Genomic DNA, 26,480 nt, shown 5'->3' with positions numbered 1-26,480 from the left:
AATAAAATCAACCAACTCTTCTTATCCATGCTTATTTTTTTTTGATTGTTACCCCTTAAAATCAACACCTTATATCATTGGGGAAATAATATTTATCAATATTTTGCTTCCTGATATGTTTGCATTATTAGGCATTGGTTTGGTGGTTATTGGTATGCTGTTGCATAGCACTAAAAGCTAAATAGTAACTCTACTTATGAAAACATTTTTTGATCATGTCCTTCGAAACCCCATTTCCTTTTACTGCTAAATAAAACGGATATATAATTTAAGCCATCATTTAAACCCTACTTCTCCAAGAATGTACACCACCGTATTTGTTTAGCTGAAACAATTTTTAAATGTAAAGGAATATACGTCAATTTCACCCGAATCCCCTCCATCTACACCAAAAACACCCAATCAATCGCAAAATCAGGTAGGATTGAATAAAAATTTCAATCCATTATGTCATTTCTATACCGGCTTCCGCTTTTCCAGTTTGACCATGATAATCCGTCACGCATAGCACTACATTGGGACAGCATTCTCCAGGCCATCAAACTTTCCTCAACTGCCTTTTATAATGAATTGGAAGGAAAAGTCTATAAAGACCTGGATCATAGACAAAGAATCAAACTCAGAAAATACCTGTTGAGAGGCCGCTTCCGCCCTACCCCATTCGGTAGATTTGCAGGGGTGGGTACTGGAACCTGGGAAAAGGAAATATTGATAAATTTCCCTATTCAGACATCCGAAGTTAATGGAAAGAGCCCTCATGGATTTGAAAAGCAGCTTGAATCAAACCCAGATCGGTTCCTGTCAAATTACCACCTGGTTCCAGGGATCTACAAAAGACATAAATACTATCATGCCTTGGTTTTTGACACTATTAGCCGTAGTTGGAAAGGATGCAAGCTTCCGGTCAACCCCCTATTTGAGGCCTTGATCAAAACAACTTCCAAAGAGGGGATAAACTTCAATAAGTTTCAGCAGTTGCTTAGCACACAGCTAGCCACACCCCCTACAGCGCAGGCAAAGCTACTGTGGGAACAGGTCCTTGATTCCGGTTTTTTAGCGCCGGAATACTTATTTGACAATAAGCAGTCAGGGGTGGACATGGTAGTGAAAAACAGATTAAAGTTACCTGAGGGCATCAGGGAACAATTGATGGAATTCATCAATTCAGCTGGAAGTATTTTTTCTAAGGAGGAAAGCTCTTACATCAGGGATTTCAAGAACTTTTTCACAACTCAATTTGATGACCGATACGTCTGCCTCAGCGATCTCTTGAGTCATACCGAGTTTCTAGCCGGGCAGTTTCTTCAACCGGAAAAAGCAGGTATGGATGAGGATATTACCCCAACTATTCTGGGAAATCATGAGCGGAAATCCATAGACTTGAAGAAGTTCTTTGCCAAAAAAGAACTGCAGCAGGAGATCCATGATGTACAGATTCTCTTTCGCCTAGATGCTCTGGGAAATCCAATCATAGAAAATATGGTCTGTAACCGACCCTTTGTCTATACCGGGAGATTCAACAGGGATCCGAACATCAAAGACCTATCTCAGCAGATCAAAAAGAGTGTATATACCGATGCTGAGACCCTCTATGCAAATGTCCAGCTTTTGGAAGCAGCACCTATCCAGCATATCTGTAATGTGGAGAATGTCTTTGACTATGAAATCACACCATTTAAATCCAAGACCCCAAAACAGCTGGGTTTTGATGAGCTCTACCTTGGAATCTGGGAAAACCGTATCCAACTGATTCATAAATATACCGGCAAGCAAGTAATCCCGGTCATCATGCATCCCCTGAATGGTGAGCAGATCACCCATCCTATCCTACGGTTACTTTGGGAAATAGCCCACCATGACAGGTATAGATTTTTACCTTATAAGCACAACATCCTTTCCCAATCCCCTTATTGCCCACAATTGAAGTGGGGTCAACTATGCCTTCAGAGTAGAAAATGGAAGCTGAACAGAGATACATTAGCCACACCGAAAGAACTCCGACAGAAATTAGAAGATCTGGAGATTCCCTTCCATATACTGGCTGGGCATACTGACAGGGAACTTTTGCTAAACCCCAACAATCCGGATGATTTAAAAATACTTTGGCAGGAACTTCAACGTGACCAAACCCTTACCCTGAGCGACCCGAATTGGTTTCCAGCAGGCCTGTTCCGTGCAGCAGACAGTACAGCTGCCTATCCCCAGTTTGTGTTCCAACACTCCCGACCACAGCTTGTCAAGAGATCAAAATTGTCATTCAATCCCATTACCCATACCCATAAAAACTGTCTTTGCTTCACCCTCACTATAAACCCTACTGAAATCCCGGAAGTTTTAGAGCGCCTGCTCCATCAGATGGAAGAGCCTCAGGTCAGCTCCCTGACACCCGTCTGGTATTATCTTCTCTATGGAAAAAACGGAGCCACAGAAATCCGCTTACGCCTTCTGGATATAGCCCCGATTGATAAAAGGACACTTCTAGCCTCATTCTCTGAATTCTTTTTACAAGAAGACCTGAACTGGAAAACAGCTTCCTATTTTCCGGAAACAGCCAAATACGGAAATTCAGGATTAGAAACCTCACACCTGCTTTTTCATCTAGAATCTATATTTCTGGCAACCAAATTCCAAGGAATTTTATATCTGAACTATCCACCCAAGTATAAAGAAGACCTTGTTGTCCACTTATGGAGGATCATTTTTTTCCAATCCCCCTACCTTTCCCGAGTATTCTCCCATCTCAAAGAAGATGTGAAAAGTATGCCTTGGGATGAGGTAAAGACATTTAAATCCTGCTTTGAATACGCATCCACTTTTGAAACCCTAGGTTTTGAATCAGAAAAGTACCTTGAACTCATTAGCTCCCATGAATATTTTCACAGCAAGGAAGATTCAGCAATCCACCTAATGTCCAACCACCTACACATGATGATCAACAGATTCTTTCCATTGGAAACCCAGGATTATGAGCGGAGGATCCGCTATAGGCTTTATAGGGAAATAGGGAAACAAGTCTATGCATTTCAACAGCCTATTCAAACGCTAGGTAACCGAATACTCAGAAAAAGTCCCTTTTAATTAATCCTTCTGTTGTCAAAAATCCGTCTCACCTCATCCTTGTAGGTTCTGCTCATAGTGATCATATCCCCAGAGACGAGCTCACATTCCTCAGGATGTAGTTTTCTTATCTTGAGGATATTTACCGCAAATGATTGGTGTACCCTGACCATATACCTGGAGCGGAGCTTTCCCATACTTTCCATGAAGGAATAGTGCATTGTAAATTCACTTCCGTCATCCAGTTTTACAATGGATATTTTATTCTGCTGTTCCATGTATAAGATTTGTGAGGGATTAAACACCTGATGCCTGTAGCCGAGTTTATCGCTTATCACCCGAATGTTTCCTTCCAACTCTTTTCTAACCCAGTAGAGTGTATCCATTTTCTTCTTTGCCTTTTCCAGTGCCTCAGTCAATTCAATGGTTTCAGGTGGTTTCACCAAAAAATCAAGTGCTTCCACTTTGTACCCCTGCGAAGCATACCTGGAATGTCCGGAACAGATAATCACCGGAATTCCTGAATCGATCAATTTTCTGGATATTTCAAGTCCCCCCAGTTCAGGCATCAAAATATCGGTAATCAGGATGTCCGCCTTTCCCTCCTGTAGGTATCCCAATCCCATCACCGGATCTACTGTTGAAAATCCCACCTCAAAGTCGGGTAGCATGGATATTTCTTGGATCAGAATATCCAAGATATGTTCTTCATCGTCAATCAGACCTACTTTGTATCGTTTTTCCATAATGTATTCTTAGTAGTAAGGAATAATTCGACTCATCTGATTCTACCCTGTAATGGAATCCATCCCCGAATTCATGTCCCAACACACGGAAAACAGAGGAGGAACCAAATCCTGACCGGGGCTTTATCCCCCTGTTTTGGACTTTGTTGGTGATGTTGACTTTGAACACCCAACCCGCTGTTAAATCCTCCTGAACAAGCAGGAATTCAATTTTGCAGGGATGGTTCGTATCTGTGTAATCTCCATGGAAAAACACGTTCTCAACCAAGGTAAGTAGACACATCTTGGGCATAGGAAGCTTGTCGGCTATAGAAGGCACATCTATAGCTGCATGTAAAGAAAGCTGTGGAAATCTCATGCTCTGGATTTGAAGGTATTTTCCCACTGCTTTTACTTCTTCATTCAGGAAATTAGGTTCACCTAATTCCTTGAAACTATACCTGAGTAAGGAAGTCAAATGGGAAAATTCTCTCGCCAAGTCCGGCGACAGTTTGATAATTTTAGACTGGTAGATACTCAAAGAATTCAAGACAAAATGGGAACTGAGTTGCATAGACCGGTGCATTACCTTCAACTTTTCATGATTGATTTCCACGGCATACTTACTCTTCCCTAGTTCAAGATTATTATAATAGGCCCAGACCACCGAGGTTAAAATTAAAAAATGAAATAAGCGGGTGAATTCAATGACAAGGAAACTTTTGGATAGTGAAAGTGTACCCAGGAAAACATTATGTACCAGCAGTTTCACAGCTACTAAACTGGAAAATAGTAGCAGAAAGTAAAACACCGCACGAATCCTTCTTTTATGGTTAATAAACTCAGGGAGTACCAGTTTAAAATATAAGGAACAAATCAGGTATCCCGCTATAAAATGGTATTGGGCCATCAACCATCCGTCAACCTCACCGAATTCTATAAAGGTGGCAACCAGATCAACGAATGCATACAAAAGAAATATCAGGAAAAGTAAATAGAGGGGGTATAGGGTAGGCTTGAACAGCATGTCAATTACACCTAAAACCCTGCCCTTTACACCTAACTGGTCAGGGATCATCTTAGAATTACTAGTTTCCATGGTTCAAAAAAATTATACGTTATGACCAACAAACAAACTTTGGAGGAATGTCAAAAGGCACTCTCATCCATCAGGAAAATCAGTTATCAGGAAAAAAGCAACAACAAAGGAAAGGCTACAAGAAGCTTCTTCAGGGAGTGCCGTACCACCATAACCCGTGCTTAATCGGAGCGTCCGAACTGATGTGGTTTAGAAAGACTTCAGATGAAGTCCGCAAGCTGTACCGGATATTTTAAGGTAATTACCATTAAAAAATCCCCGGTTCTAAGAGACCTGCCACTGTGCAGGTCTTTTTTTTTGATCCTACACCATGAAGAAGCTATACCTACACTGCATTATACTTTTAAGGAAGAAAATATAAAACCCAGTAGATAATCATTTGAAGAATTTATTGCTCACAATTCTCTGCCTATACAGCTTGATTCCAGCAGGGGTAGTAAACTACTTCAAATAGATCCACACAACCATTCACAAAAAGCTCCACCTTTAAATAGAATGGTTGGTTCAAATAAGTAAATAAACTTTAGATCAAACTAATATAATCATTATGACTAATGACACAATACTTTTTTAGCAAATTCTTGATTCTAGCAGCAGCTTAATCCACTTATCATTAATCAGTTAGGATTATCCCAAAAAAAAAAAAACCCGCTTCAATGGCTAACTACCCAAAGAAATTCTTCCAAGACCAACTCATTAGGAATAAACCCATCAGTTGGTTGCAAGTTTCACCCAAAACCCTGCCATGTTCGCCACTTACTTGCTTTATGGTTCTATTTCTCCTGACATTTATCACAGTTCAACAAAACAACAACATGCTCCTTAACTGTTGTTTTTCAATTATTTAAAAACCTTAACAAATAACTAGAGCACAATATTAACAGCAATTCGCATGAATTATCCCAACAGTAATGGACAAGCTATCAAAATTACCTTCAGCCCTTTTAATCCTGCTATGGATCTATACAGGACTGGACAAACTCCTAAGGTTTGGGGCAAGCAGGGATGCCTTTCACAACCAGACCTTTCCTGGGGAACTGGCGGAAGTGCTGGCCTACGCAGTCCCAACTGTAGAGTTGCTGATCGCCGGGCTCCTACTCTTTTCTGTCAGCAGATGGTGGGGATATCTCTCAAGTATTCTCCTCCTCACCGTCTTTACCACTTATGTGGGCCTGATCTGGGTAGGAGCATTTCCGAGGGTGCCGTGCAACTGCGCAGGAATTCTCAACAGTTTGGGTTGGGCGGAGCATTTCGTGTTAAATATGATTTGTATTGGAATAGCTATTTGGGGATTACGATTTGAAGAGTTGATTCGATTGAAAGATTTGAAGATTGAAAAATTGGAAGATTAGTGGAGTTGTTGGATGATAGAAGACCGAAGACGGGAGAAAAGTCCGATGATTGATGATTGATGACGGGTGTCAGATGATAGGTTAAATGTTAATAGTTAAAGGTTAACCTGTAGTGAGGAGAGAATTTAGATTGAATAATCTCCCAAAGTCCTGCAGAAACAGAGCAATGCCGTAGGCCTGCCTGACCGGTAGGCAGGCATGTCAGATTTTATTGCACAGGGTTTTAACCCGGTGAAAAAAAGATAAAAAAGCCATTGCCCCGGACATGAGATACAGTGATAAGAAGAAAGCTTGTCCCGAGGAGGTCTGCAGCGTTTGTAAATTATCGGATTAGAAATCCTACGGGTTGGGGTTGGGATTACAAATCACGATCAGCACAATCGCTGTTCACCAGATCTAGACAAAAAAGTCCAAGGCAGATGCCCCGGACTCTTTAGCTGTTAAGTTTCAAAAAATATGAAATCACAATTTTCTCTTACTCAAATATAATCCATTCCTAGAATCTATCCATTTACCATAGTAAATCAACATAATAAAGGGCGACGGAGGTGGAGCCGCCGCCCACAGCCCAAAGATCTAAAGCACGGGCTGTAAAAAATAGCATGAACAAATTCCCTTAAGACCATTGGTCTTGGGAAATCAAACCTAATTACCGCACCGTCCATCTCTAATGACTGGGAGTAGAGATGCCAGTCAACACTCGGCGGTGCAGGGAGCGGAACCGGCTCCCAAACCGGGGCAACCTGGACGGTTCACCCGCTGAGCCGGAGTCTTTGGGCGGATTCCTCACGAAGGAAAAAGTCCACGGAAGGGACTCCGCATCAGTGGGACTGAGTACCGAATAAGTTAACCCGGGAGGCAACTCCCACAACCAACACGACTATGAAATCACTTAAAAACCTGCTCCCAGCACTAGGATTAGTGTTCGGGGCAACCCTGGCCATGGCCATGAATTTTGCCAATGATCCCACCGAGCGATATGCTGAAGATCCTGCCCCAGGGCCAGAGATCTGGTACAATTTGGCTGGCGTAACCCCAGGTCCTGAAACCTATGTCTGTGATGAATTGAAAAACGAGGATTGTTCTTTCGAAATGCCAGATAAAAACAGTACTCCAGTAGAAGAAGGTGAATTCATCATTACCGGTGAACTTGACTCATTTGTAAAATAATTTCCGAATTAAAGAATCCGGAAATCAAGGCATTCCCCTGAAAGGAATGCCTTTTTTTACTGATCATCTTTGGTTTTGCGGCATCGGGTTCAGGTTTATCTCCGCAGGAGGAATCATGAATGTGTACCGTGGATCATCCGGCTCCAATAGTGCCCCCCCCTCGTTGAATTCACGCCTTAATGTGACCGCAAGTTCAGGATATTTGTTATGTCGCTTTAAATCCCACCAACGTATTCCTCTGTAGAGCAATTCTTTCCTCCTTTCCTCCACTATTTTCTTGAGTAAATTTACATCATACAATCCTTCAACAGCATTGTATCCAGACTCCATTCTGTGCTCCAATAAATAGTTTAATTTTTCCAATGCGTCAGTATCCATGCCTAACCTGTTTGCACTCTCTGCATAATTGAGAATAACTTCATCCGTGGCAATGCCGCCAAAGTTGTAGAAATCCCCCGTATAGTTGCCCCGGAAATTATAAACGCCCTCCTCTCTACCTTCTATTAAAAAATAGGTCAGCCTTAAATCACTGCTGTCATAAAGACTTACCAAATCGGGATTAACCATGTTCTCCGCATTGGTGGTAAATGTGGAACTAAGTTGCCGCTGGTAAAAAATGACTTCAGGATTGAAAATTTCAAATGAATAAGGCAAATCTGAATCTAGGCTCTTATAATCCATCAATGTATCGTCAATTTGCAAAGCCTTTTTTGAGTATTCGTAAGCCTGTTCATAATTATGCATGGTCAGATAGACCCTGCCTAACATGGCAAATGCTGCCCATTTTGATGGACGGGTTGCAATGGTAGGTTTATCATTCAGTACCCGTGAGGAATATTCCAGATCGCTGATAATCTGATTAAAAGATTCCACCATGGTAGATCGGCCTACTTTAATATTCACATCTGAGGTCAACCGGATAGGTATGCCCAACTGGTCGTCCATTACAGGATCAAAAGGCTCAGCAAAATGCAGCAGTACTTCAAAATGTCCCATAGCCCTGTAAAACATGGCAGATGCCTCAAGTTCCAGTTTGCGCTGTTCTTCAACCTGATTTTGAGTCTCATACCCGTTCAATCCATCCAATACCACATTGGCATAAGATATTTTATTATAAGGGGATGACCAGTTCGCATCTGAATCGTCCGCCATATAAAGTTCTTTTTCCCAGAAATACGTAGCCGTCAAATTAAAGGAAAGTCTCTGGATGAGTCCTTCTCCAAAAACAAGGTCATCGGAGCTTATCATTCCTATTATTGGGAAAGAGTTCATTCCGCGCTGCTCAGCATCCAGTAAAGCCTGGAAGTCATCCAATGAGGCAGGGACCACCAAGGCCTGATTAGGTTTGGCATCTAGAAATTCGGAGCATGATTGGGCAATGAACCCAAAAAGCACAAGCAGGACTTTTATATAATGAGTTTTCATAGTATTTAGTTTTAAATGGTAAACCCATGGATATTTTCCCAGCAGGAAGATTAAAGCAATGACCCGCTTAAAATCCAATATATCCCTAGGCGTAAGGTTAAACATTAGAATGAGGCGCGGAAGCCTATGGCTGATGAGAACAAGGCAGGGCTTAAAAGGTAATCAGGGTCTTCTACCTTATCACTCGCTTTCCATAGAATACCAAGGTTGTTGAGGTAGCAGTAGGCTTCAAATGTCCTGAAAAGTGCCGTACGGGTATTTTTAGGAGCTAACTTGTAGGACAATCTAACATCCTGCAACCGAATGTGATCACCCTTTTCCACCGTTGCACTACTGCTGAGGTAGAAATGTGTTTTGAAGGCATCCACTTTTGCCGGATCTGAAGGGACCTGTGTGGTAAGCTCGTCTCCGGGCTGTTGCCAGCGCCTTTCATAATCGGCATGGCCAAACCCTCCCCTATTGATCTGGTCAAAATCCACAGAAGGACGTCGGAAATAATAACCCAGCCTGTACGAAATATTTGCGGACAGGCTCCATCCTTTGTAGCTTATTGTATTGCGTATAGCCCCAAATTTGGTAGGACGTCCACTGCCATGAAACTGTATGTTATCCGGTGTGGCCTCACTGTAAATTGTCGCATAATCCGTGCTGGCTACCCCTTCTACTATGCCCATAGGAGCCCCGTCCGAAGGCTGTAGCCCGGCAAACGGAAAACTGAAAATAGAGAACAATGGCTTTCCCAAGGCAGGAGTCGGCGATGATGGGGAATAATCAATCAGCTGTGTGGCGGTTGGTTCATTTTCAATCTCGGTCACCTCCTCTTTCAACAAACTTAAAAACAAAGAAGTCTCCCATCTCAGTGATCCTTTGGTATTGACAGAATTCAGTACGATATCCCAGCCTTTGGTATGCGTGGCGGCATAATTCAATGTTGCGCTACTGAACCCAGAAGAGGGGAACAAAGGGATCTGCCCCAACAGATCAAGCCCCTGCTTGTCATAGTATTCCACCGAACCCGACAGACGGGATCCCAAAAGTTCAAAATCCACCCCCGCATTGGTTATTTTGATACGCTCCCACCTCAATTCCGGATTTGGAGGGGTACGTATTCCCAGATATGGAAGATAAGTCAACAGGTTTTGAGCCCCTGCATAGCTGTTAGCGGTAGTTAGTGCAGTCGCATTTGGATTGGTATTTCCATTGTATCCATAACTCAATCTAAGTTTGAGAAAGTCTATAAAGCCTCCCTTTAGATAGCTTTCCTCAGAAAGTATCCATCCCGTACCAACGGACCAGAGTGGTACACTTTTTTGATTTGTATTGACTCCGAAGAGATTGGAGGCATCTTTTCTGGCACTGGCATTCAGCAGGTATCTGCCTTGGTAGCTATACCCCAGATTTCCAAAATAGGATACAAACCGGGTCGTGATTCCACCAAAGCTCTCAGTGAATGGAACATTTTCCATTCTCCCAGTAGCAATATTTGTCCTTCTTGTCAGATAATCAACAGGGAGGGAGGTTCCGTTTTCGGCATTATACCCGTAAGATCTCATCCCATAGCTTTCACTCTCCTGATCCTTAAATTCCCCTCCCACAAAAGCATTGATGCGATGGTTCTCCCAAGTCCTACCATAACTTAGTTGTCCTCTTAGGTTATGGCTGTATGCCTGTGTATTGTTTTGGTTCAGTATCCCACCCATGGGCACATGATGGATCAGCTGGTTGTCTTCGCCGATCTCTGTCAATGAATTGATGAGATTCCTTGCTAAGTAAGATTCCACCGGATTGTAATTATCCGAAGTCCTACGGTTGGTCCAGTACTGATAATTGACCGATAAATCCAGTCCTTCAAGGATACTATAGTCAGTCTGAAGGAAAAGCCTCAGGTCTTTGGAACGGGTCGTTGTCGGTGTAAGTCCTATTTCATCCAGGGGAACATAATTCCAGTCCAATGCGAGCTGGTCTGCCATCTGTTGTTTGAACCTGATGCTGTAATCACTGTAAACAGAGAGGTGATCGCCGTTTTCATCAGCAAGCCGGTCATATGGATTAAGACTGGAAGTTGACGGAACAGCGGAATTGGATCCTGACTGAACGTAAAATCCCCCTACTCCGAATTGCAACCTCTCCTTCCATATTTTCCAGTTCTGCCTTGTCGAAAGCGTAATCCTCGAATTGTCCACAGTGACTTCTGATCCCCGGTTCTTATCCCAACCAGCACTGACCTGATAGTTATACGCTGCTGAGCCACCTGAAATATTCAAGGAATATTGCTGGTTGACCGCCGGACGTGTCAGGTATTCCTTCCTATCCCTCCGTAGGTCGGAATTTCTGAGCGTCCCGACAATCCCTTCCAGCTCCCCGCTTGAAATCAACCCCTGCTCATGGGCATAAAAAGCTTCTGCCAGTGGGTTGACTACAGGATTACGGATATTGTTAAGCTGGCTGTTATAGTAGCCTTGTTCATAAAGGTCTGTCTGCTTATCTACCAAGGACCCAATAGTCATGGTAGGATAATAGAACAGATCCGGTTCCTGTATGTAGGTTACATTTGAATTAAACTCCACCCTCATAGGCTTATCAAATGCACCCTTTTTGGTAGTTATCACGATGACCCCGTTTCCTGCCCTAGCTCCCCAGATAGAAGCAGCCGCCGCATCCTTGAGAACGGTAATGCTCTCCACGTCATTGGGATTGATGCTGGAAAGTGGTCCATCGTAAGCCAGGTTGTCCACTACTATTAGCGGCTCACTGGATGAGATCAAGGTAGCAGTTCCCCTGATGGAGATGCTCTCTCCACTTGCCAGATTGGGCCTGTCCCTGTTAAAAACCAGTCCAGGTGTTACATCCTCCAACCGGTCTATGATATTGGTGGACACCCTGCGTTCAATGAGTTCCTTGTTGATTCCCACAAATGATCCGGTGGTACGTTCCAAAGGGAGCTCCTGGAAGCCCGTTGATACGATGGTCACCCCTTCTAAATCAATGTCCTTTTCCTGCAATGCCACCTCCAGATAGGATTGTCCAGCAGAAACCACATAGTCCAGTGATTCATATCCGATAAAGCTAAAAACCAACAGCACATCACCCTCTGGTACAGAAAGGCGAAACTTCCCCTCCTCATTGGAAACTGTGCCGTTAGAGGTTCCCTTCACCATAATTGTGACCCCCGGAAGAGCCGACTTATCTTCTGAGGCGGTGATCCGCCCTTCCATTATCCTCATTTCTGTCTGGGAAAATGAGACTAAACTACTGAGTATTAGAATTAAGAATAAACTGAAAGTCTTCATAGGTTTGGTACAGAAAAAGGTGAATGGGAAATTTCTTCTTGGTACAGTTTTAGGAAGTTGTCGTGAAAGGACTGATAATCCGTCCCTAGCTCGCGTATATCAAAAGAGACAATTCTACCCTGCTCATCAAGGAGCATGGTTTTGGGATAGCCATAGATCTCATAGTAGCTGATCCACCTTTGCTTATCCTTTCCGGAAAGATTGAGGTTCAGAATAGTGGAGTCAGAGTATTGATCAATGTGTGATTTCCAGAATTCCTTATCCCTGTCCACAGAAACAGCGACCAACTCATAGCCCAGCTCTTTGGTTTGCCCATAGAGCGGAAAAAGGTATTCCTTAAAGTAAGTGGCACTGTGCGCACAGGAGCTAAAGTAGAAATAGAGAAGGGTGGGTTTTCCCAGCAGGTCCCCACGGGTATAGTTGTTTCCCTGAAGATCGGATAACCTTATCGGCAGAATAGAATCGCCCGGTACATGGGATTTTTCAAGGCTCACAATTCTTTCTCTCCATGGGGATACTGAAGTCACTTCCAAAAACCTCTGTATTTTTTCTTCCTGTCCGGAAAGCGCTGAAAGGTAATTGGACAGATATCCGGCACGGAGGCGGTCTGCTACTTCACCGGTATGGTCCCGCGATACGATCTCCAGAAAGGATTCCTCTTCCCAGAGGGATTTAAGAATGGAGATTTCAAGGGACATCATGAGGTAAGAATCAGAAATCAACCGGGTATGCTGCAGGTATTCTTCAGCTTCAGCTTTTTCGACAAAAACCTGCATTCTATTTCTGAAATCCAGCCTCTCATCTTCGCTGAATTGTCTTTCCACCTGGGGATGATAAAACTTACGATAGGTAGAAAACCCGCCGGCATAGAAGTCACTGTAGATTTTAGCCTCCAACAGATCAAATTCCTCATTACTGAGCTGATCGGAAAACCCGTTAAGTACCGTAATCTGGGCTTGTAAAGCCTCCTCTGGATGCCCTAGCGTATTCATTAAATATTCCAAGCTTTCAGTTCCCGGCTCAAATATGAGCAATTCGGCACCATAAGCACCCTTATACTTCGCTATTTTGGCTTGGTTATCAGGATCTTGCAGCATCCTGCTGTCTGCCTGAGCCACCAACTGCCTCGGAGATGCAAAGGCACGGCGTTTCTGCTCCCGTTTTATCATATATTGGGCTTCATAAAAGGCTGCATCGCTTCCGGCAAACAGAACTTCCATCAATCTCAGGTTTAGGCTAAGCATCAGGCTATCCCCGGGATGGACCAGGTAGTTTTCGAGAATCGGCCAGCCATCAATGGACAGCGTGAAATAACCCGTGCGTTTACCCAAGGACAGTTCAGCAAGAAATTTCATAGTCCTCTTATTCATGACCCCATCAAAGAATTCTCCCCTCTGTGGATCTATGGTTGATTCCTTTCTCATAAAAGAGGATTTGGGATCCAGATAGTAGGGAGTAACAGTCAGCCTGATCGGCCCCAGCGAATCAGGATTGATGATCTCCCCATAGATAAGTGCCTCCCCCACCGAAGCAGAAGAGCTTTCGCTCTCCTGCCCTTGGGTGCCGAAGTGATCAACCAAACTACTATTCTCCGGCAAAGTATCGGGACGGGCATTCCCGCCCCGATGGGTGTCTCCGTGTTCAGGGGAGACTTGGGGCACAGACCTATGAAGAAAATCCGCCCCGGGTGAATCAGCAACTTGTGCCAGTAGTGTGCTTGTGGGAAGACATAGCAGTCCCACTAAGCAGATGAGTATGTGTTTTTTCATGTGCTTTTTGTTTTAAGCTGGCGGTTCGACGGGCTCACCGACCGAAGACCGAAGACGGAAGACCGAAGAAAGTGGTCAGTAGGCAGTAGCAGTCTTTAGGTCATTTCGACGAGGTACGAGGAGAAATCTCAGTCGCAGTAGGCAGTCTCAGTGTTCAGAAGGGAAGTGCGAGAGCTGAAAGCTGAAAGCACTATCACGAACGCTTGAATCTTGCCTCCTACCTTCGGCAGGCAAGCTTGACTCTAGCTTCTTGCTTCTTGGCTCTACTCTCTAGCTACTTGATACCTGCTACTTGCTACTCCAAACCAGACATATCAATCCCACCTCAGTCTATCCGACCAACCAGCATTAATTAATAATAAGATGTAATCTGTCAGCTCTACCGGCTATTCTGAGCTTGCTGACGTGAGTGTGTAGTAACCGATCTGCTCAGGGATGTGCACCTCCCCTTTCACGGTCTTAAAAATGAATCCTCAGATCGGATTCTTAGGTTTTCTTCTGAATAGTAAATCAAACAGAGTAATTGAAAAAACAAAATCTAATATTCCCCAATTTTCTAAAAGGGCATACTCGCATTTTGCAAAATCAATTTCCGTTGATACTTTTTTCATTATTCATCCAATTTGCGCCAATACTCAGAAAAAAATAAATTATTCAGGTTGATTTTTAACCAAAAAAGGTTGACATTTATTCAAAAATAAATTTTATGAATAAGCATAGAGGAAGAACAGTGGCGAAATGCCGAAACTTTAAGGGAATTAAGCAAGATTCTTTAGCTCAGGATCTTAATGTTTCTCAATCTGAAATGTCAAGGATAGAGAATCTGGAAGATATTGATGACAACCTGTTTGCTCAAATCGCCGAAGCACTTGGTGTATCACCAGAGTTCTTGGACAATTTTGATGAAAATTCAGCCTTGTATCATATTTCAAATAATATTGATAATACTACAATAACAGAAAATTCAAACGGGATCAGCCAAGTCTTTAATCCACTAGATAAAGTAATAGAACTTTATGAAAGACTACTGGCGAGTGAACGAGAAAAAATCGAGCTATTCAAAAAAAATAAACCTGAACAATAATGGAAAATGTATCTGAAAAACTGTCGTTTCATAAGGGGAGAAAAGTTGAAAGAGTAAGAAAACTTAGAGGTCTTAGCCAATCTGAATTAGGTGATAGACTTGGAGGTATAACGAAGCAAGCTGTCTCTAAACTTGAACAATCCGAAAATATATCCGATGAAAAATTGCAACAAATAGCGAACGCTTTGGAGGTCACTCTCGAAGGTCTCAAGGGGCTTAGTGAAGAAAAAGTACTTTATAACACAATTAATTTTTACGAAAACAGCAACGTGAATGCGTCAAGTATCAATGCCAATGTTGAGAACATAAATAATCCGTTAAAAGAAACCATCGAAGTTTTTGAAAAACAGCTCGAAAAGCTAAGAGAAGAATTTATTAAAATAATTAGGGAAAAATAGAAATAGCCTCACTTCTTCAAGCTATACATAAGAAATTAAAGTTAATCATCTTGAAAAAATTGAGACTGTAATCTAAACTCTGTCTAAAACTTTGAATTTTAGTTAAAGTTTATAAGATAGAGCAGTATGAAAGAACAAGAATCAGCATTCAAGAAAAAAGTATTAGAGCAGTTTTTATCAGGGGAGAACCTTTTCGGGAAGAACGGGGCACTTTCACCAATTCTGAAGGAATTTTTGGAAGAGTCACTTCAGGCAGAGATGGATGAGCATCTGCGTGATGAAGACAAAGGGTGGTCCTCGGGCAATAAGCGCAACGGAAAAGGTACCAAAACAGTGAAGAGCAACGTTGGCGAAGTGACCATTGACACCCCGGAGGACCGTCACAGCAGCTTTGAACCCAAGATTATCGAAAAGCGCCAGCGGATATTGGCAGACAATCTGGAAGATCAGATCATCGCCCTTTATGGCATGGGCAGCAGCCTTCGTGACATCTCCTCACATATCAGGGAAATGTACGACACCGAGGTCTCTACCCAGGTAATCAGTGATATTACCGACCGTATCATCCCCAGGGTAAAGGAATGGCAGAACCGTCCGTTGGAGGAGGTTTACTGCATCGTATGGCTTGATGCCATGCACTTCAAGGTACGGGAAGAAGGCAAGGTGAAGCATAAGGCACTGTACAATGTGCTTGGGATCAACAAATCCGGGAGAAAGGAAATCCTGGGAATGTACCTGTCTGAAAGCGAAGGGGCCAACTTCTGGCTACAGGTGCTCAGTGACCTACAGCACCGTGGTGTCCGTGATATTCTGATTGCCTGTACAGATAACCTTGTAGGCTTTCCGGAGGCGATCCATTCGGTTTTCCCCAAAACAGAGGTCCAGCTCTGTATCGTCCACCAGATCCGCAACAGCCTGAAATATGTGGCCAGTAAGGATCAGAAGGAGTTCGCCCGTGACCTCAGGCTGGTGTATGGGGCAGACACCAAAGATCTGGCAGAATCAGCCCTTCTGGATCTGGAAGAGAAATGGGGGAAGAAATATCCGGTGGTACTCCGGTCATGGAACAGCAACTGGGAAAGGCTAAGCGCTTATTTTGCATACACCAAGGGCATCCGAAAGATGATCTATACCACCAATGCCGTGGAAGGGTATCACAGGCAGGTGAGAAAGGTCACCAAGACCAAAGGGGCATTTACCAGTGATATGGCACTGTTGAAGCTCGTGTACCTTGCTACCCGGCGGATCGAGAAAAAATGGAGCTCCCCTTTGCACAACTGGGGCTTGACAGTCCAGCAGCTGGCCATTAAATTTGAGGGGAGGCTGAAGCTGGACATCAATACAAATTAATTAATTAGTTCCCTTCCCTTGGGGTACCCCAAGGGAAGGGAAGGACAGAGTTTAGCTAACACTCCCAAAAAATTCCACCCGGACAGGAATCTTATTTTTCCCATATGATCCACAGCAAAAAAATATTCAAGTTTTCTTCTTAAATTGTTAATGCAAACTGTTTTACTGACATGAGAAAATTTCTTTTAGCTCTAATCTTCTTATTCTCCACATTCACACTCCTCTTTGCCCAAGAACGATATGGACCGTATAAGATTCATAAGTTCGTGGATGGAGACACTTTTTGGGTGAAGATGGGTGCCGGGAAAAACGAGAAAATCCGATTGATCGGAGTGGATACACCTGAAGTGAAATGGGAAGGACTGACGGAAGAGCAGCCGGGAGGCAAGGAAGCCTCTGAATATGTGAAGAACATGCTAAAGGGTAAGAAGGTGCTGCTTGAATATGACGTGCAGAAGTACGATCGATATGGCAGGACTTTAGCCTACGTGTATCTGGAAGACAGTACTTTCTTGAATGCGCATCTGCTGGAAATGGGGCTGGCAAGGTTGGCTACGTTTCCGCCGAATGTGAGGTATGTTGAGTTTTTTAGGGAGGTGCAGGGAAATAGTATCGAATAGTGAATGTTATGGAGAAAATCGGTCTATGAAGATTTTTACCAATAAAATTCTGTTCCTTTTTGCGTTTGCAGTACTTTGCACAGCATGTAAGGAATCTCATGAACCTAGCAGTCCAATAGACCCACAACTTGCATTAAGAGATAGTTTAATTGCCATCTATGGTTCCCTAATTGATGTCCAGGATCTGGATTATTTAGGATTATATGAGTATGGAGCCACAAAACATACTTATCTCTATGGAGGTACTAATGGGGAGTTCTGGTTGGGTATTTTTGAATCTCCAGATAAAAAAATAACAGAATATACAATAGACCTGGATCCGGATTCTCTTATCTCAGAAGCAATCTATAATCCTATTCTACACTCCCATATGGTTTGGGACTTTGAATTCTTCGAAATTTACGGTTTTTCCAATACGACCCTAAATGAGGATGCTATCAGCTCTAAAAGCCTTTTAAGGATTAGCCATGATAATTGGGAGCTTAAATCCACAACTGAATATATCCCTAGAAATGCATTTCCCTTTCTCGATTATGTAAGACCCTGGAAAGGTGGTTTTTTATTAGAGTATAACGGGGAGATTAATGACTATGGAGTATCCTATACTCAATTTATAAGCAGCGATTTTTCAGAAAGCATTCGTTGGGAATGCAGAGCGCCCTACTCTCCACCGCTGGGAGTACTTTATTTTGAAGTAGATTTCTTTTTAGCCGTATGGGAAAATTCAGTGGATGGCTTTGATTACTCAATCTGCCAATCCTGGGCCAAAAACATTTTAGACTTTTATGGCGTAACCACCTGTCCTGGATGTAGTACTTCTATAAAGCTATTAAACCAAATCGGTGAGTATATCACCATTGAGGTGAAACTTAATGAAGAAGTGAGAAAAGCAATCCTGGTGTACCGAACTGGGGAAGTAGTGAGCAATGAGGTGATAGAAAGTTAAGCTTTTCTTATGCATTTATAAAGAAGCTGCAAAAGGGAAAAAAGGTGTTTCTTGAATATGATGTTCAGAAATATGACCGATATGGAAGAACGCTGGCATGCGTATATCTGGAAGACCGTACTTTCTTGAATGCGCATCTGCTGGAAATGGGGCTGGCTAGGTTGGCGACCTATCCTCCGAATGCGAGGTATGTGGAGGGTATTACGAAGATTCCATATAAATCCAAAGAGATTGGATATAATGGTCAGCCTTTCAACATTAAATAATGAATTAAAAAAAAAAAAAAATTAACAAAAGTATTTATTGCTATTCATATAATATTGCTATTTAAAAGATTCAAATAACTCAAAAAATTAATCACTAAAAACTAATGTTTCCAAACAAATTATCACTAGCAGTGCAAAAATAATAAATAAAAAAATATGAAATATAGAAGAAAAATTAACAATTGAATATCCTAGAATCAAAGCATTAAACAACCAGATAGTATAGAAAAAACACCTTAATCTAATTTTAATCTGCTCAGACCTTTTTTCTATCCAATCCTTTGATTCTTTAAAATAACTCAGTTCATCTTGATAAGTAATAAAAAATCTATTAGAAGTTAAAAAACTATAATCTTTCTCAACTAAGTATGCAATCCTATTTAAATCATAAAAATACATTCTTATAAAAGATGTAAAAAATGCACCCAGAACAAATATAGATAAAATAATAATAATTACTGCAGCTAAATCTTCCTTTAATCTAAATATTGCAAATGCAGCACCGGCTAAAGAAATTGGTAATGAAATAACTTGATTAGTTAAGCGAGACAGTATAGTATTCTGTTCTTCAAAGTACTTATTCTTATAATCTTCGTATTCATCTCTAATTTTTGATATTGAAAGCTCATTTAGATAAACATCGAAATTAAGTCTAGATTCAAATAGAATTTTGTGAAAATTAATAAAAACATCTATAAAGGAAGAATCACTATTCTTTGACACATAGTCAATTATTGATTTTTTTAGGAATACCTTGAAATTCTTGCCATTATTTTCAAGTTCTATTTTAAACTTCTCAAAATCTACTAGTTCGTATCGTAAAGGTTCATTCAAATTTAGCTCACCCTTATCTTGAAACTTTAATTTAAATACACGATTTAATCCATTAGAAATTAATACAATCTCTCTTTTAGATATGTCAATATAGTCAATTAAATCACCATGCTTATTATACTCAGTAGTGAAACAATCCAAAAATTGGAAGTATAATTTCAATTGTTCAATATCTTTCTTTGAAAGTCCTGAAGAAAACACCGACACCAAGCCATCAACTAATTGAAACAGTAACTTCCCGCCTTCAATAACATATAAATCACTTTTAAAATCTCTATAACCAACTTTTTCAGAGTATTCCTTACGAGAGAAATAAACTTGAAATGGGAGATCACTTTTAGATAATAAAAATTGATTATTTGATTCCTCTAATTCTAGGCCCTCAAAGTTAGGTTTAAGAACAAATGTAATAGTCTCATTATCAAAATCATAGCTAAAACTATCTGTATTAAGCAGCTGATTAATTAATTCTTCATATATTCTCATCTGAATCCAGTAAATTTAATTTATCAAATTTGCTTCGCAATTGTTTTGATTCGATAATAATCTTATCATCATCTTCAATACTAATATGACCCGAATTGATATCCCCAACGGAAAATGAAACTTTAATTTTTCCATAAGACACTTCGTATTTTCGTAAAAATTTTATACTGCTAGAAGCTTTAAATTCGTTGCTGATATTAAAATTATAATCTTCTACTATATCGATTAAATATTCATCATTTTCCCAAAACCTCATACCAATATCAGTAAGTCTAATCACACCTCCATTTCCTTCTATGTATTTTAGCATATCCTCACGAAAAGAATCAATGTTATAGATTTTTCTGGTTTCAGGATCTATAGGTAAATCTACTTTTTTAATTAACTCTAAAAAAGAATTTGTATCTGAAATACTTTTTTCAACAAGCTTAGAGCCAATCCACGTTTCTGAAAAGTAGTCAGAAACAGTACCTTTCCGAGGCTGAGTTAAATGTAAATAACGATCTTCCCCCTTAACAACACCATCTATCAATATTCTACAAGCCATTGCAAGTTTCTCGATATTAATAACCATTGTTGTATTAACAGTATACCTACCTTTAACTCCTTTATTAAAAATAACCCCCTCCGAATCTCTTACTATAAAAACACCTATATAGGTTTTATTATTTACTTTATATACTGAATAAACAAAATAACCGCCAGTTGCAAAGGGAATATTTTGAATGATTTTAACCATCTCTGTCAAGGAATTCTTAGTGAAAGAAAAGAATACTTTATCAGACTGATTGTCAATATAATTTTTCAACTCGTCTTGAAAAACGAAAGAGTACTTATCCTCAAACTCTGTTCTAACCACCCTTTCATCCTTAGTAAACCCCTTGTCAAGTTTAGTAATTAAATCGATGATATTATCATTGACATCATTCAAAGAAGTGGAAAATTGGCCAAATCCTTCATTTACATTCTTTTCTTTTTCAATTTCATGAATAACAAACTTCTTAACATTTACCATATTTTTTTTTAGTTTAGGAGAGAGACTGTTTATGTCCTTTAGAGGTTATTTATTCTTCATACTTTCGAAGTTTATTAATTAATCACAACTCTTTCTATCAATTATTCGCAATATATGTTTTGATTCTCCCGCTTCTGCATAGAAAGGTTTATATTCTAAGCAGGCGGGTGCTGCCAGATCTAATGCCTGGCCAGTTTTGGAATAGCGGCACGGTTTGACCGAAATGACTGGCATGGTCAGACCGAAATATCCACTGGGCTACAGCAAGTAGGAAGAAGACTGATAGTACCTTTTTCATCCAGATTAAAATGGGTGACCGATTTGTTTCCGGATTTAAGCCCGGATGGGTGTGATAAAAGTTGGTGAGGCTACCTTCTCCCATTCATCCCGATATCGTTTTGCTCATACGGGACAAGCTCTCCTTGAAGAGGAGGCGCTTGGCAGCGGTAACTGATAGCTTTCAGTAACTAAAAGACTTCTGCAATAAAAAGAATAATATGATACCAGCACATACCCTGTACAGGGTATTTTTTGTAGGAATGAAAAGAAATTGTGAGAATTTGCTGTGTTTTTCAGTCCGTCAGAGGAATTATCTGCACCTGTCTGTGCCTTTTTTCGGACGAATATAGAAAGCAGGTTGTAGGCTTCAGATCTGTGATGCGAGTGATTGGATTGATTTCTTTTCCCTATCCGTGATTGAATATAGATTGTTTCATCTGAATTATCAGATCAGGTTTTTTGGTTATCGAAATTTTTCGCTAAAGAGTTAAAACCATTGATCAGAGGGGTCATACTCCAGAATATCCAACAGACGATCTTCTCGTCCATCATGAAGCTATCCGGCACATAAAAGTAACTATGGATGATATAGGTGAGTCTATGATTATCCAGCATTCCTTTAATCAGTATGTTCATGGAATCAACGCCGAGCGCTTTGATGGCCAACCCTGAATTCTGATCTAGCTTGAATATGACGTGCAGAAGTACGATCGATATGGCAGGACTCTGGCATACGTGTATCTGGAAGACAGTACTTTCTTGAATGCACATCTGCTGGAAATGGGGCTGGCAAGGTTAGCGACTTATCCACCTAATGTTAGATATGTTGAGGATTTTACGAAGGTTCAAGAAAAAGCCAGAGTGAATGGAAAAGGGCTGTGGAATGATTGAGACTTATCCGCATACTCTTCTTCCCATAGAACAGCTCTGCTTAGTTCTTTCTTTTCCAGTTCTTTTAGATAATACCCAAGATTGTCTTTAAATTATTCATACCTGGAACCTTTATAAGAAGGGTTTCCGGGATGAAAAAGCTAATATAACTCAGGCTCGTCAAGGATTAGAAATGTCTCGTAGGTATAGTTTCTGACACTAATTGCTAATGTGTATAGCTTTAAGCGTTGGTATTTTCAAGCAATTTAGTTAATTCTTTCTTTTTTCCTTCTATGTAAAGAACTACGTCTTTGATAACCAATTTATGTATGGCAGAAATAATTGTCTCCATACTTTTATAGTCAGGCTTGTTGTCTTTTACTGGTAACGAAATATTTAATGCGTCAGCGTCCTTTGTATAAAAATTTCTACCGTAGTTAAATTGTCCGTTGTATGATGATTTGTGGATTGAAGCAGTTACAAAAACGGATGCATTTTTTGGAATTTTGTTCGCATGAATAACCGCAATATGGTCATCACCACCATATTTAAAGTTTCTATATTTGGCTGAACCAAACATATCAATAGTTGTAGTATTAGCAGGAAAAATTTCGACTTTATTTCCAATGTATGCAGAGAACCCTTCATCTGTTTCGCCCGCTGTAATAAAAGGTAAATCTCCTGGCAATCTATCAGCACTCTTCAAGCGTTTACCACGTGTTGATTTTCCAAAAAGTTTTTCAAGGTTGAATATATTCCACTTGAGATTGTCAAAATTTTCTAACGCTTGCGTTTCTTCTTTAGTTAATTCGTAATCAGTTATATTGCTAGATAATAAGACTGATTCTGTATTCGCAGCTTTATCTGTGTTTAACAGTTTTCCTAAAATTTGATTTTTGAGAAGAGAACTCAATTCCCAAGAAATATAATTACTTATTGTCCTTCTGAAATCTTCCAAATTAGGTTTACTGTCGATTGGGGCAGACTGATTCCAATCCGCTCCATTATTTGGGTCAATATTTCCTTCGTAGTATTCCCTTTCTGTAAAAATGTTAAGCTTACTTTTTCCAAAACGAACTATGTCAACAACTTCTTGATAACGCTCTTTTGCTTGGTCAGTATCTTTTAAGTTGTTACTTGCTTTTCTTCTATTGGCACGTGTGTATCCATCATTTGTAAAGTCAATGAACTTTACTATATCATCTTTATGATGTTTTTCATTAACCTTGAAAACATAAATGTTGGTGTTCACACTGGATTTGCCAATGAAAATGTCGACTGGCATTTTGATACTTGCCAAAAGCGTGTGTTTGGATAAAATTCTTTTATTATATGCAACGGCTTTTCCTGAACCTGATGAGTTTTGAATAATGATTGCAGCGTAGCCTTTGTTCATCATATCTAAGGCTTTTTCGACAAAGTTCATTCCGTTACCTGGAGCAGAATAGGGCGGATTTAATATAAAAGCATCCGCAGGGAATTTTTTATCTGTTCTTCCAAAACCATATTTACCGTCAAAATCTTTTATTGAATCTGTATTTAAAATGTTAGAACTTCCGTCACCCATCAAAATCATATTGAGGATTGCCAACATATAAACACTAGAAAGCAACTCTAAACCAAGTAATTGTTCGGCTTTTATTTGAACTTCCTTTTCTGCGAGTTCGTCTGGCGATTTGATAGTGTTTTTAGCATCAATTAGCATTTCGTTCATTGCCGCAACTAACAAACCTGCTGAACCTGTGGCAAAATCCCACACGTAGGAATCTTTGTTCACTCTTGCCAATTTGACTAATAAGGAAGCAACATAAGAAGGCGTAAGTACAACGTCATTTAACTTATCTTGCGAAAAGCCCAACCAACCGTACATTTCATTAAATAGTTTACCTGTGAAATCGGTAGTCAATCCAATTTTGTAGTAAATACCTAAATCATCTACAATTTTGGCAAACACTCTTTTAAGTTGGCTTTCCCCGTCTTGAACTTTGTTGATGTTCTCAGTTAAAAGAGTGTTAGAAAGGGTTCTGACAATGAGGTTTCTCTTTTCGTCTGGTAGTTCTTTATGACTTAAAAATGATTCTATTTTTTTAATCATTAAATCACCATCTCTATATCCTTTCTCAGTTGATGATTTTAAGTCAGATTTTTCAAGCGGTGTAACTTTTCCTGGAATACCAAGCGTTGCAATAATTGATGCAGCAACCAGATAAACACGGTCATTTTCTCCTAAGCCTTTTTCGTTCTGGTAAATGTCGTTGTTGAGTTTTACAAGGCTTTGGTCAATTTCTCTTTCTCGTTGCTCTTTTAGCTTTTCTAGTTCTTCCTGTGAAAGTTGAAGCGTTTTTATTGACTCAATAAATGCGTCAAAATTCTTAGATGCTAAAAATGAAAAGTCAGTGTAGTCGCCAATTTTCTGACCTGCTCCTAAATTGCTTTTTGAAACATAGTAAACGCCTATTTCGTGATGAATTTTGCCTGTTTCATCTTTGTGACCTGTCATTCCGATAGCAACAATATCAGTGTAGCTTGTATGATGAAGCAAGGCATTTGCGTAATGAACAGCACCGTTTACAGCAAAAGAGTTGATGTTTTTAAAGTGAGATTCATTTTTAGAAGTTCTGTTTTCAACTTGTCCGTCTTTGTCAAGTTTTACGAGTTTGTCTTTATAGCCTTTATACTCAATAAGAACAGGGAAGAAGTCCAAATTTTTGTCTTGAAGTAATATTTTGGCATCTGGTCGATTTGCACCTGCTCCACCATTCTTGGTGTAGTAATCAAAAAGGGCTTTATCAATTTCTGCATTAACTGATTCCTGTTCTAATTTGTAAGGCAGTTTATACTTTTTTAGCCATCCGTTCGCTAAATCTGCAATATTCGGCTCTATTGATTGTGCCATTATTTTTGTCTTTCTGTTAATAAATCTTTGATTTCAACTTTAGGATTTCCGCAAGCTGTACAAGTCTTCAAAACTCGGTTGTCTCACGTTACGAGCATATTCGTTAATCGTGTTGTAGCTTTTCCCTGTTTGTTTGGCTGAGCCAAGTCTGCGAAATTCCTTTGTCCTTTAATTCGATTCATTTATAACCTAAGTTTTATTTATTCGGTGTCGAAGATAGTAAAAGTTCACTATATCATAGTGTAAATGTTCATTGTCTTGTCGCCGATTGGGAAAGACCTTCACCGAGCGTTGGCTTTTTCAGTATGACGCACAATCGGATCATGCGATGGAATTTCCGCCCTCAACTTCCCACAGAACCGTGCGTGAGACTCTCACCTCACGCGGCTCTTCAGGTTAATAAATTACTTTGTACTAAAAGTACTTAAGGTTGAACCAATTTCCAGTGTTCAAATAAGCCGGACTTCAGAGTAATGCGATTTCAAGGCCAATCCTCCAAGCCACCGTTTGAGGATCTAGCTATTAATTCATCAATGGTATTCCCATCCATATCAGAGCATTCGACTTACTTTTAAGGTCGATTCAAGTCACAGTCGGGTCAGGCGGGGGAATTTCGCCCCTGCCTTCCCACAGAACCGTGCGTGAAAGTCTCCCTTCACACGGCTCTTCTTGTCCAGTCCCTTATGGCTTTCCACAATTTGTATCCTCACGCCTTTCGGCCTGATCGGGACTTTGTATTCCTTGTACTGATCCTCCCATCGCTGGTTGTCTTTCACTAGGAACACCGGACAAGCTAAACCCTTCGCTCCACTCCCATTACAGGAGCTTCAATACTACTACGGTTTAGTCCGCCACCATTGCCTCATTGATACCTGATGTTTGCGTCCCTGTGAAGGTTAACAAAACGGCAATGACTTCTCTTGTTCCATAAACTACCCTACATGATGTTCCTGCCCACTTTACCCCGGATGCCGTGTAATCAGTAATCAAGTCGTCCATTACACTTGTTTCACAGCCTAAACGTGAGAGACTGCTTTCGACATCACAATTTGCGCTTTCGAGGCTTAATAGTAGGTTCAATTTATTCAGCTCCATCATGCTCACCTTCGGGAATCTTTGTCCCCGTTTTTAACATCATCGTTCACCACAAAGAATGTTTCCATCAATGCAGCATGATGCGGTTTGCCAACTACTCTTGACAGTCGTAGGCGGAAGGCCAACTCATTGCACTTGCGAACAATGTCTTCCATGTAAGTTTACAGCATTCATCACGATTCCCCTATAAGGAAAGGTAAGATTCAAGACACACCACGGTCTAGTGTATGAGCAGTAGCGGATTAAAAACCACTAACTTTTCGGTTAAACACTTACCTTTATTAATATTCATTTCGTTTCAATTTAGCACCAAACCCGCTATTGCTTATAGTTCCCATGATATAATCTGGTTCGTTTTAAGGACAGAACCAAAAAGAATATATCATGGACACCGAAGTTTCTCCTAAGTTATTCATTGGTATTGATGTGCACAAGCGCCAGTGGAGCGTTTGCA

The 26,480-nt window shown here is 40.6% G+C and carries 23 protein-coding genes; 11 read left to right on the top strand and 12 right to left on the bottom strand.

Annotated elements, in window-relative coordinates:
• The first annotated feature begins 447 nt into the window (after positions 1 to 447).
• Positions 448 to 3,078 carry a lantibiotic dehydratase gene (locus LZF95_RS23155; protein WP_192085507.1) on the top strand — a complete coding sequence of 877 codons (2,631 nt, stop codon included), beginning with the start codon at positions 448 to 450 and terminating at the stop codon, positions 3,076 to 3,078.
• On the opposite strand, the gene LZF95_RS23150 is transcribed toward LZF95_RS23155, so the two are convergent.
• Together LZF95_RS23150 and LZF95_RS23145 are read right to left on the bottom strand one after the other, a co-directional pair.
• Entirely contained in the window at positions 3,075 to 3,803 is a 729-nt protein-coding gene (locus LZF95_RS23150; RefSeq protein WP_192085508.1) for a LytTR family DNA-binding domain-containing protein, read from the bottom strand. The two genes, LZF95_RS23155 and LZF95_RS23150, sit on opposite strands and share 4 nt — an antisense overlap.
• Entirely contained in the window at positions 3,772 to 4,881 is a 1,110-nt protein-coding gene (locus LZF95_RS23145; protein WP_192085509.1) for a histidine kinase, read from the bottom strand. The genes LZF95_RS23150 and LZF95_RS23145 overlap by 32 nt, the downstream gene beginning before the upstream one ends.
• A gap of 21 nt (positions 4,882 to 4,902) precedes the next feature.
• Here LZF95_RS23145 and LZF95_RS23140 point away from each other — a divergent pair, with 21 nt between their 5' ends.
• The 3 genes from LZF95_RS23140 (at position 4,903) to LZF95_RS23130 (ending at position 7,403) form a co-directional block, all read left to right on the top strand.
• Positions 4,903 to 5,046, top strand: a complete 144-nt coding sequence (locus LZF95_RS23140) for a hypothetical protein (RefSeq protein WP_192085510.1) — start codon at positions 4,903 to 4,905, stop codon at positions 5,044 to 5,046.
• A 746-nt stretch (positions 5,047 to 5,792) separates the two neighbouring features.
• A complete protein-coding gene (locus LZF95_RS23135) occupies positions 5,793 to 6,233 on the top strand; it encodes a MauE/DoxX family redox-associated membrane protein (protein WP_192085511.1) in 441 nt (146 codons plus the stop codon).
• 882 nt (positions 6,234 to 7,115) lie between these two features.
• Positions 7,116 to 7,403: a DUF6520 family protein gene (locus LZF95_RS23130; RefSeq protein ID WP_192085512.1), complete on the top strand. Its 288-nt coding sequence runs from the start codon at positions 7,116 to 7,118 to the stop codon at positions 7,401 to 7,403.
• Between the two features lie 63 nt (positions 7,404 to 7,466).
• Here the strand turns inward: LZF95_RS23130 and LZF95_RS23125 are convergent, their stop codons facing one another.
• The 3 genes from LZF95_RS23125 to LZF95_RS23115 form a co-directional block, all read right to left on the bottom strand.
• Positions 7,467 to 8,828, bottom strand: a complete 1,362-nt coding sequence (locus LZF95_RS23125) for a RagB/SusD family nutrient uptake outer membrane protein (protein ID WP_192085513.1) — start codon at positions 8,826 to 8,828, stop codon at positions 7,467 to 7,469.
• Between the two features lie 104 nt (positions 8,829 to 8,932).
• Positions 8,933 to 12,118 (bottom strand): SusC/RagA family TonB-linked outer membrane protein, encoded by a 3,186-nt coding sequence (locus tag LZF95_RS23120; RefSeq protein WP_192085514.1) that lies wholly within the window; start codon positions 12,116 to 12,118, stop codon positions 8,933 to 8,935.
• Positions 12,115 to 13,887: a TlpA disulfide reductase family protein gene (locus tag LZF95_RS23115; RefSeq protein ID WP_192085515.1), complete on the bottom strand. Its 1,773-nt coding sequence runs from the start codon at positions 13,885 to 13,887 to the stop codon at positions 12,115 to 12,117. The genes LZF95_RS23120 and LZF95_RS23115 overlap by 4 nt, the downstream gene beginning before the upstream one ends.
• Positions 13,888 to 14,593: 706 nt before the next feature.
• On the opposite strand from LZF95_RS23115, the gene LZF95_RS23110 reads away from it, so the two are divergent.
• From LZF95_RS23110 to LZF95_RS23085, 6 genes are all read left to right on the top strand, one after another.
• Positions 14,594 to 14,971 (top strand): helix-turn-helix domain-containing protein, encoded by a 378-nt coding sequence (locus LZF95_RS23110; RefSeq protein WP_192085516.1) that lies wholly within the window; start codon positions 14,594 to 14,596, stop codon positions 14,969 to 14,971.
• The gene (locus tag LZF95_RS23105) at positions 14,971 to 15,369 is read left to right on the top strand and encodes a helix-turn-helix domain-containing protein (RefSeq protein ID WP_192085517.1); all 399 of its coding nucleotides are present in this window, start codon (positions 14,971 to 14,973) and stop codon (positions 15,367 to 15,369) included. The genes LZF95_RS23110 and LZF95_RS23105 overlap by 1 nt, the downstream gene beginning before the upstream one ends.
• Before the next feature lie 126 nt (positions 15,370 to 15,495).
• On the top strand, positions 15,496 to 16,719 hold the full coding sequence (locus LZF95_RS23100) for an IS256 family transposase (protein ID WP_192085518.1): 1,224 nt from the start codon (positions 15,496 to 15,498) through the stop codon (positions 16,717 to 16,719).
• 170 nt (positions 16,720 to 16,889) lie between these two features.
• Positions 16,890 to 17,339 carry a thermonuclease family protein gene (locus LZF95_RS23095; protein ID WP_192085519.1) on the top strand — a complete coding sequence of 150 codons (450 nt, stop codon included), beginning with the start codon at positions 16,890 to 16,892 and terminating at the stop codon, positions 17,337 to 17,339.
• 25 nt (positions 17,340 to 17,364) lie between these two features.
• Complete coding sequence (locus LZF95_RS23090; RefSeq protein WP_192085520.1) at positions 17,365 to 18,285, top strand: hypothetical protein; 921 nt, start codon at positions 17,365 to 17,367, stop codon at positions 18,283 to 18,285.
• 17 nt (positions 18,286 to 18,302) lie between these two features.
• Positions 18,303 to 18,551, top strand: coding sequence for a thermonuclease family protein (locus LZF95_RS23085; RefSeq protein WP_192351547.1), 249 nt, complete (start codon positions 18,303 to 18,305; stop codon positions 18,549 to 18,551).
• 87 nt (positions 18,552 to 18,638) lie between these two features.
• Here LZF95_RS23085 and LZF95_RS23080 read toward each other — a convergent pair whose 3' ends face one another.
• The 3 genes from LZF95_RS23080 to LZF95_RS23070 all read right to left on the bottom strand — a co-directional run bounded on the left by LZF95_RS23080 (position 18,639) and on the right by LZF95_RS23070 (position 21,801).
• Entirely contained in the window at positions 18,639 to 19,871 is a 1,233-nt protein-coding gene (locus LZF95_RS23080) for a hypothetical protein (protein ID WP_192085521.1), read from the bottom strand.
• Entirely contained in the window at positions 19,858 to 20,886 is a 1,029-nt protein-coding gene (locus tag LZF95_RS23075) for a nucleoid-associated protein (protein ID WP_233757714.1), read from the bottom strand. The genes LZF95_RS23080 and LZF95_RS23075 overlap by 14 nt, the downstream gene beginning before the upstream one ends.
• 729 nt (positions 20,887 to 21,615) lie before the next feature.
• Positions 21,616 to 21,801 carry a hypothetical protein gene (locus LZF95_RS23070; RefSeq protein WP_233757713.1) on the bottom strand — a complete coding sequence of 62 codons (186 nt, stop codon included), beginning with the start codon at positions 21,799 to 21,801 and terminating at the stop codon, positions 21,616 to 21,618.
• A gap of 60 nt (positions 21,802 to 21,861) precedes the next feature.
• Between LZF95_RS23070 and LZF95_RS23065 the strand changes: the two genes are divergently transcribed.
• Complete coding sequence (locus tag LZF95_RS23065; RefSeq protein WP_192085523.1) at positions 21,862 to 22,056, top strand: thermonuclease family protein; 195 nt, start codon at positions 21,862 to 21,864, stop codon at positions 22,054 to 22,056.
• Between the two features lie 220 nt (positions 22,057 to 22,276).
• On the opposite strand, the gene LZF95_RS23060 is transcribed toward LZF95_RS23065, so the two are convergent.
• The 4 genes from LZF95_RS23060 to LZF95_RS23045 form a co-directional block, all read right to left on the bottom strand.
• The gene (locus tag LZF95_RS23060; protein ID WP_233757711.1) at positions 22,277 to 24,931 is read right to left on the bottom strand and encodes an N-6 DNA methylase; all 2,655 of its coding nucleotides are present in this window, start codon (positions 24,929 to 24,931) and stop codon (positions 22,277 to 22,279) included.
• A gap of 587 nt (positions 24,932 to 25,518) precedes the next feature.
• Positions 25,519 to 25,707: a hypothetical protein gene (locus LZF95_RS23055; RefSeq protein WP_192085525.1), complete on the bottom strand. Its 189-nt coding sequence runs from the start codon at positions 25,705 to 25,707 to the stop codon at positions 25,519 to 25,521.
• 67 nt (positions 25,708 to 25,774) lie between these two features.
• Positions 25,775 to 25,930: a hypothetical protein gene (locus LZF95_RS23050; RefSeq protein WP_192085526.1), complete on the bottom strand. Its 156-nt coding sequence runs from the start codon at positions 25,928 to 25,930 to the stop codon at positions 25,775 to 25,777.
• Between the two features lie 101 nt (positions 25,931 to 26,031).
• A complete protein-coding gene (locus LZF95_RS23045) occupies positions 26,032 to 26,181 on the bottom strand; it encodes a hypothetical protein (RefSeq protein WP_192085527.1) in 150 nt (49 codons plus the stop codon).
• Positions 26,182 to 26,480: the final 299 nt, after the last annotated feature.

Source organism: Algoriphagus sp. AGSA1 (genome assembly GCF_021390545.1).
GTDB lineage: Bacteria > Bacteroidota > Bacteroidia > Cytophagales > Cyclobacteriaceae > Algoriphagus.
This window is presented reverse-complemented; position numbering and strand designations above follow the sequence as displayed.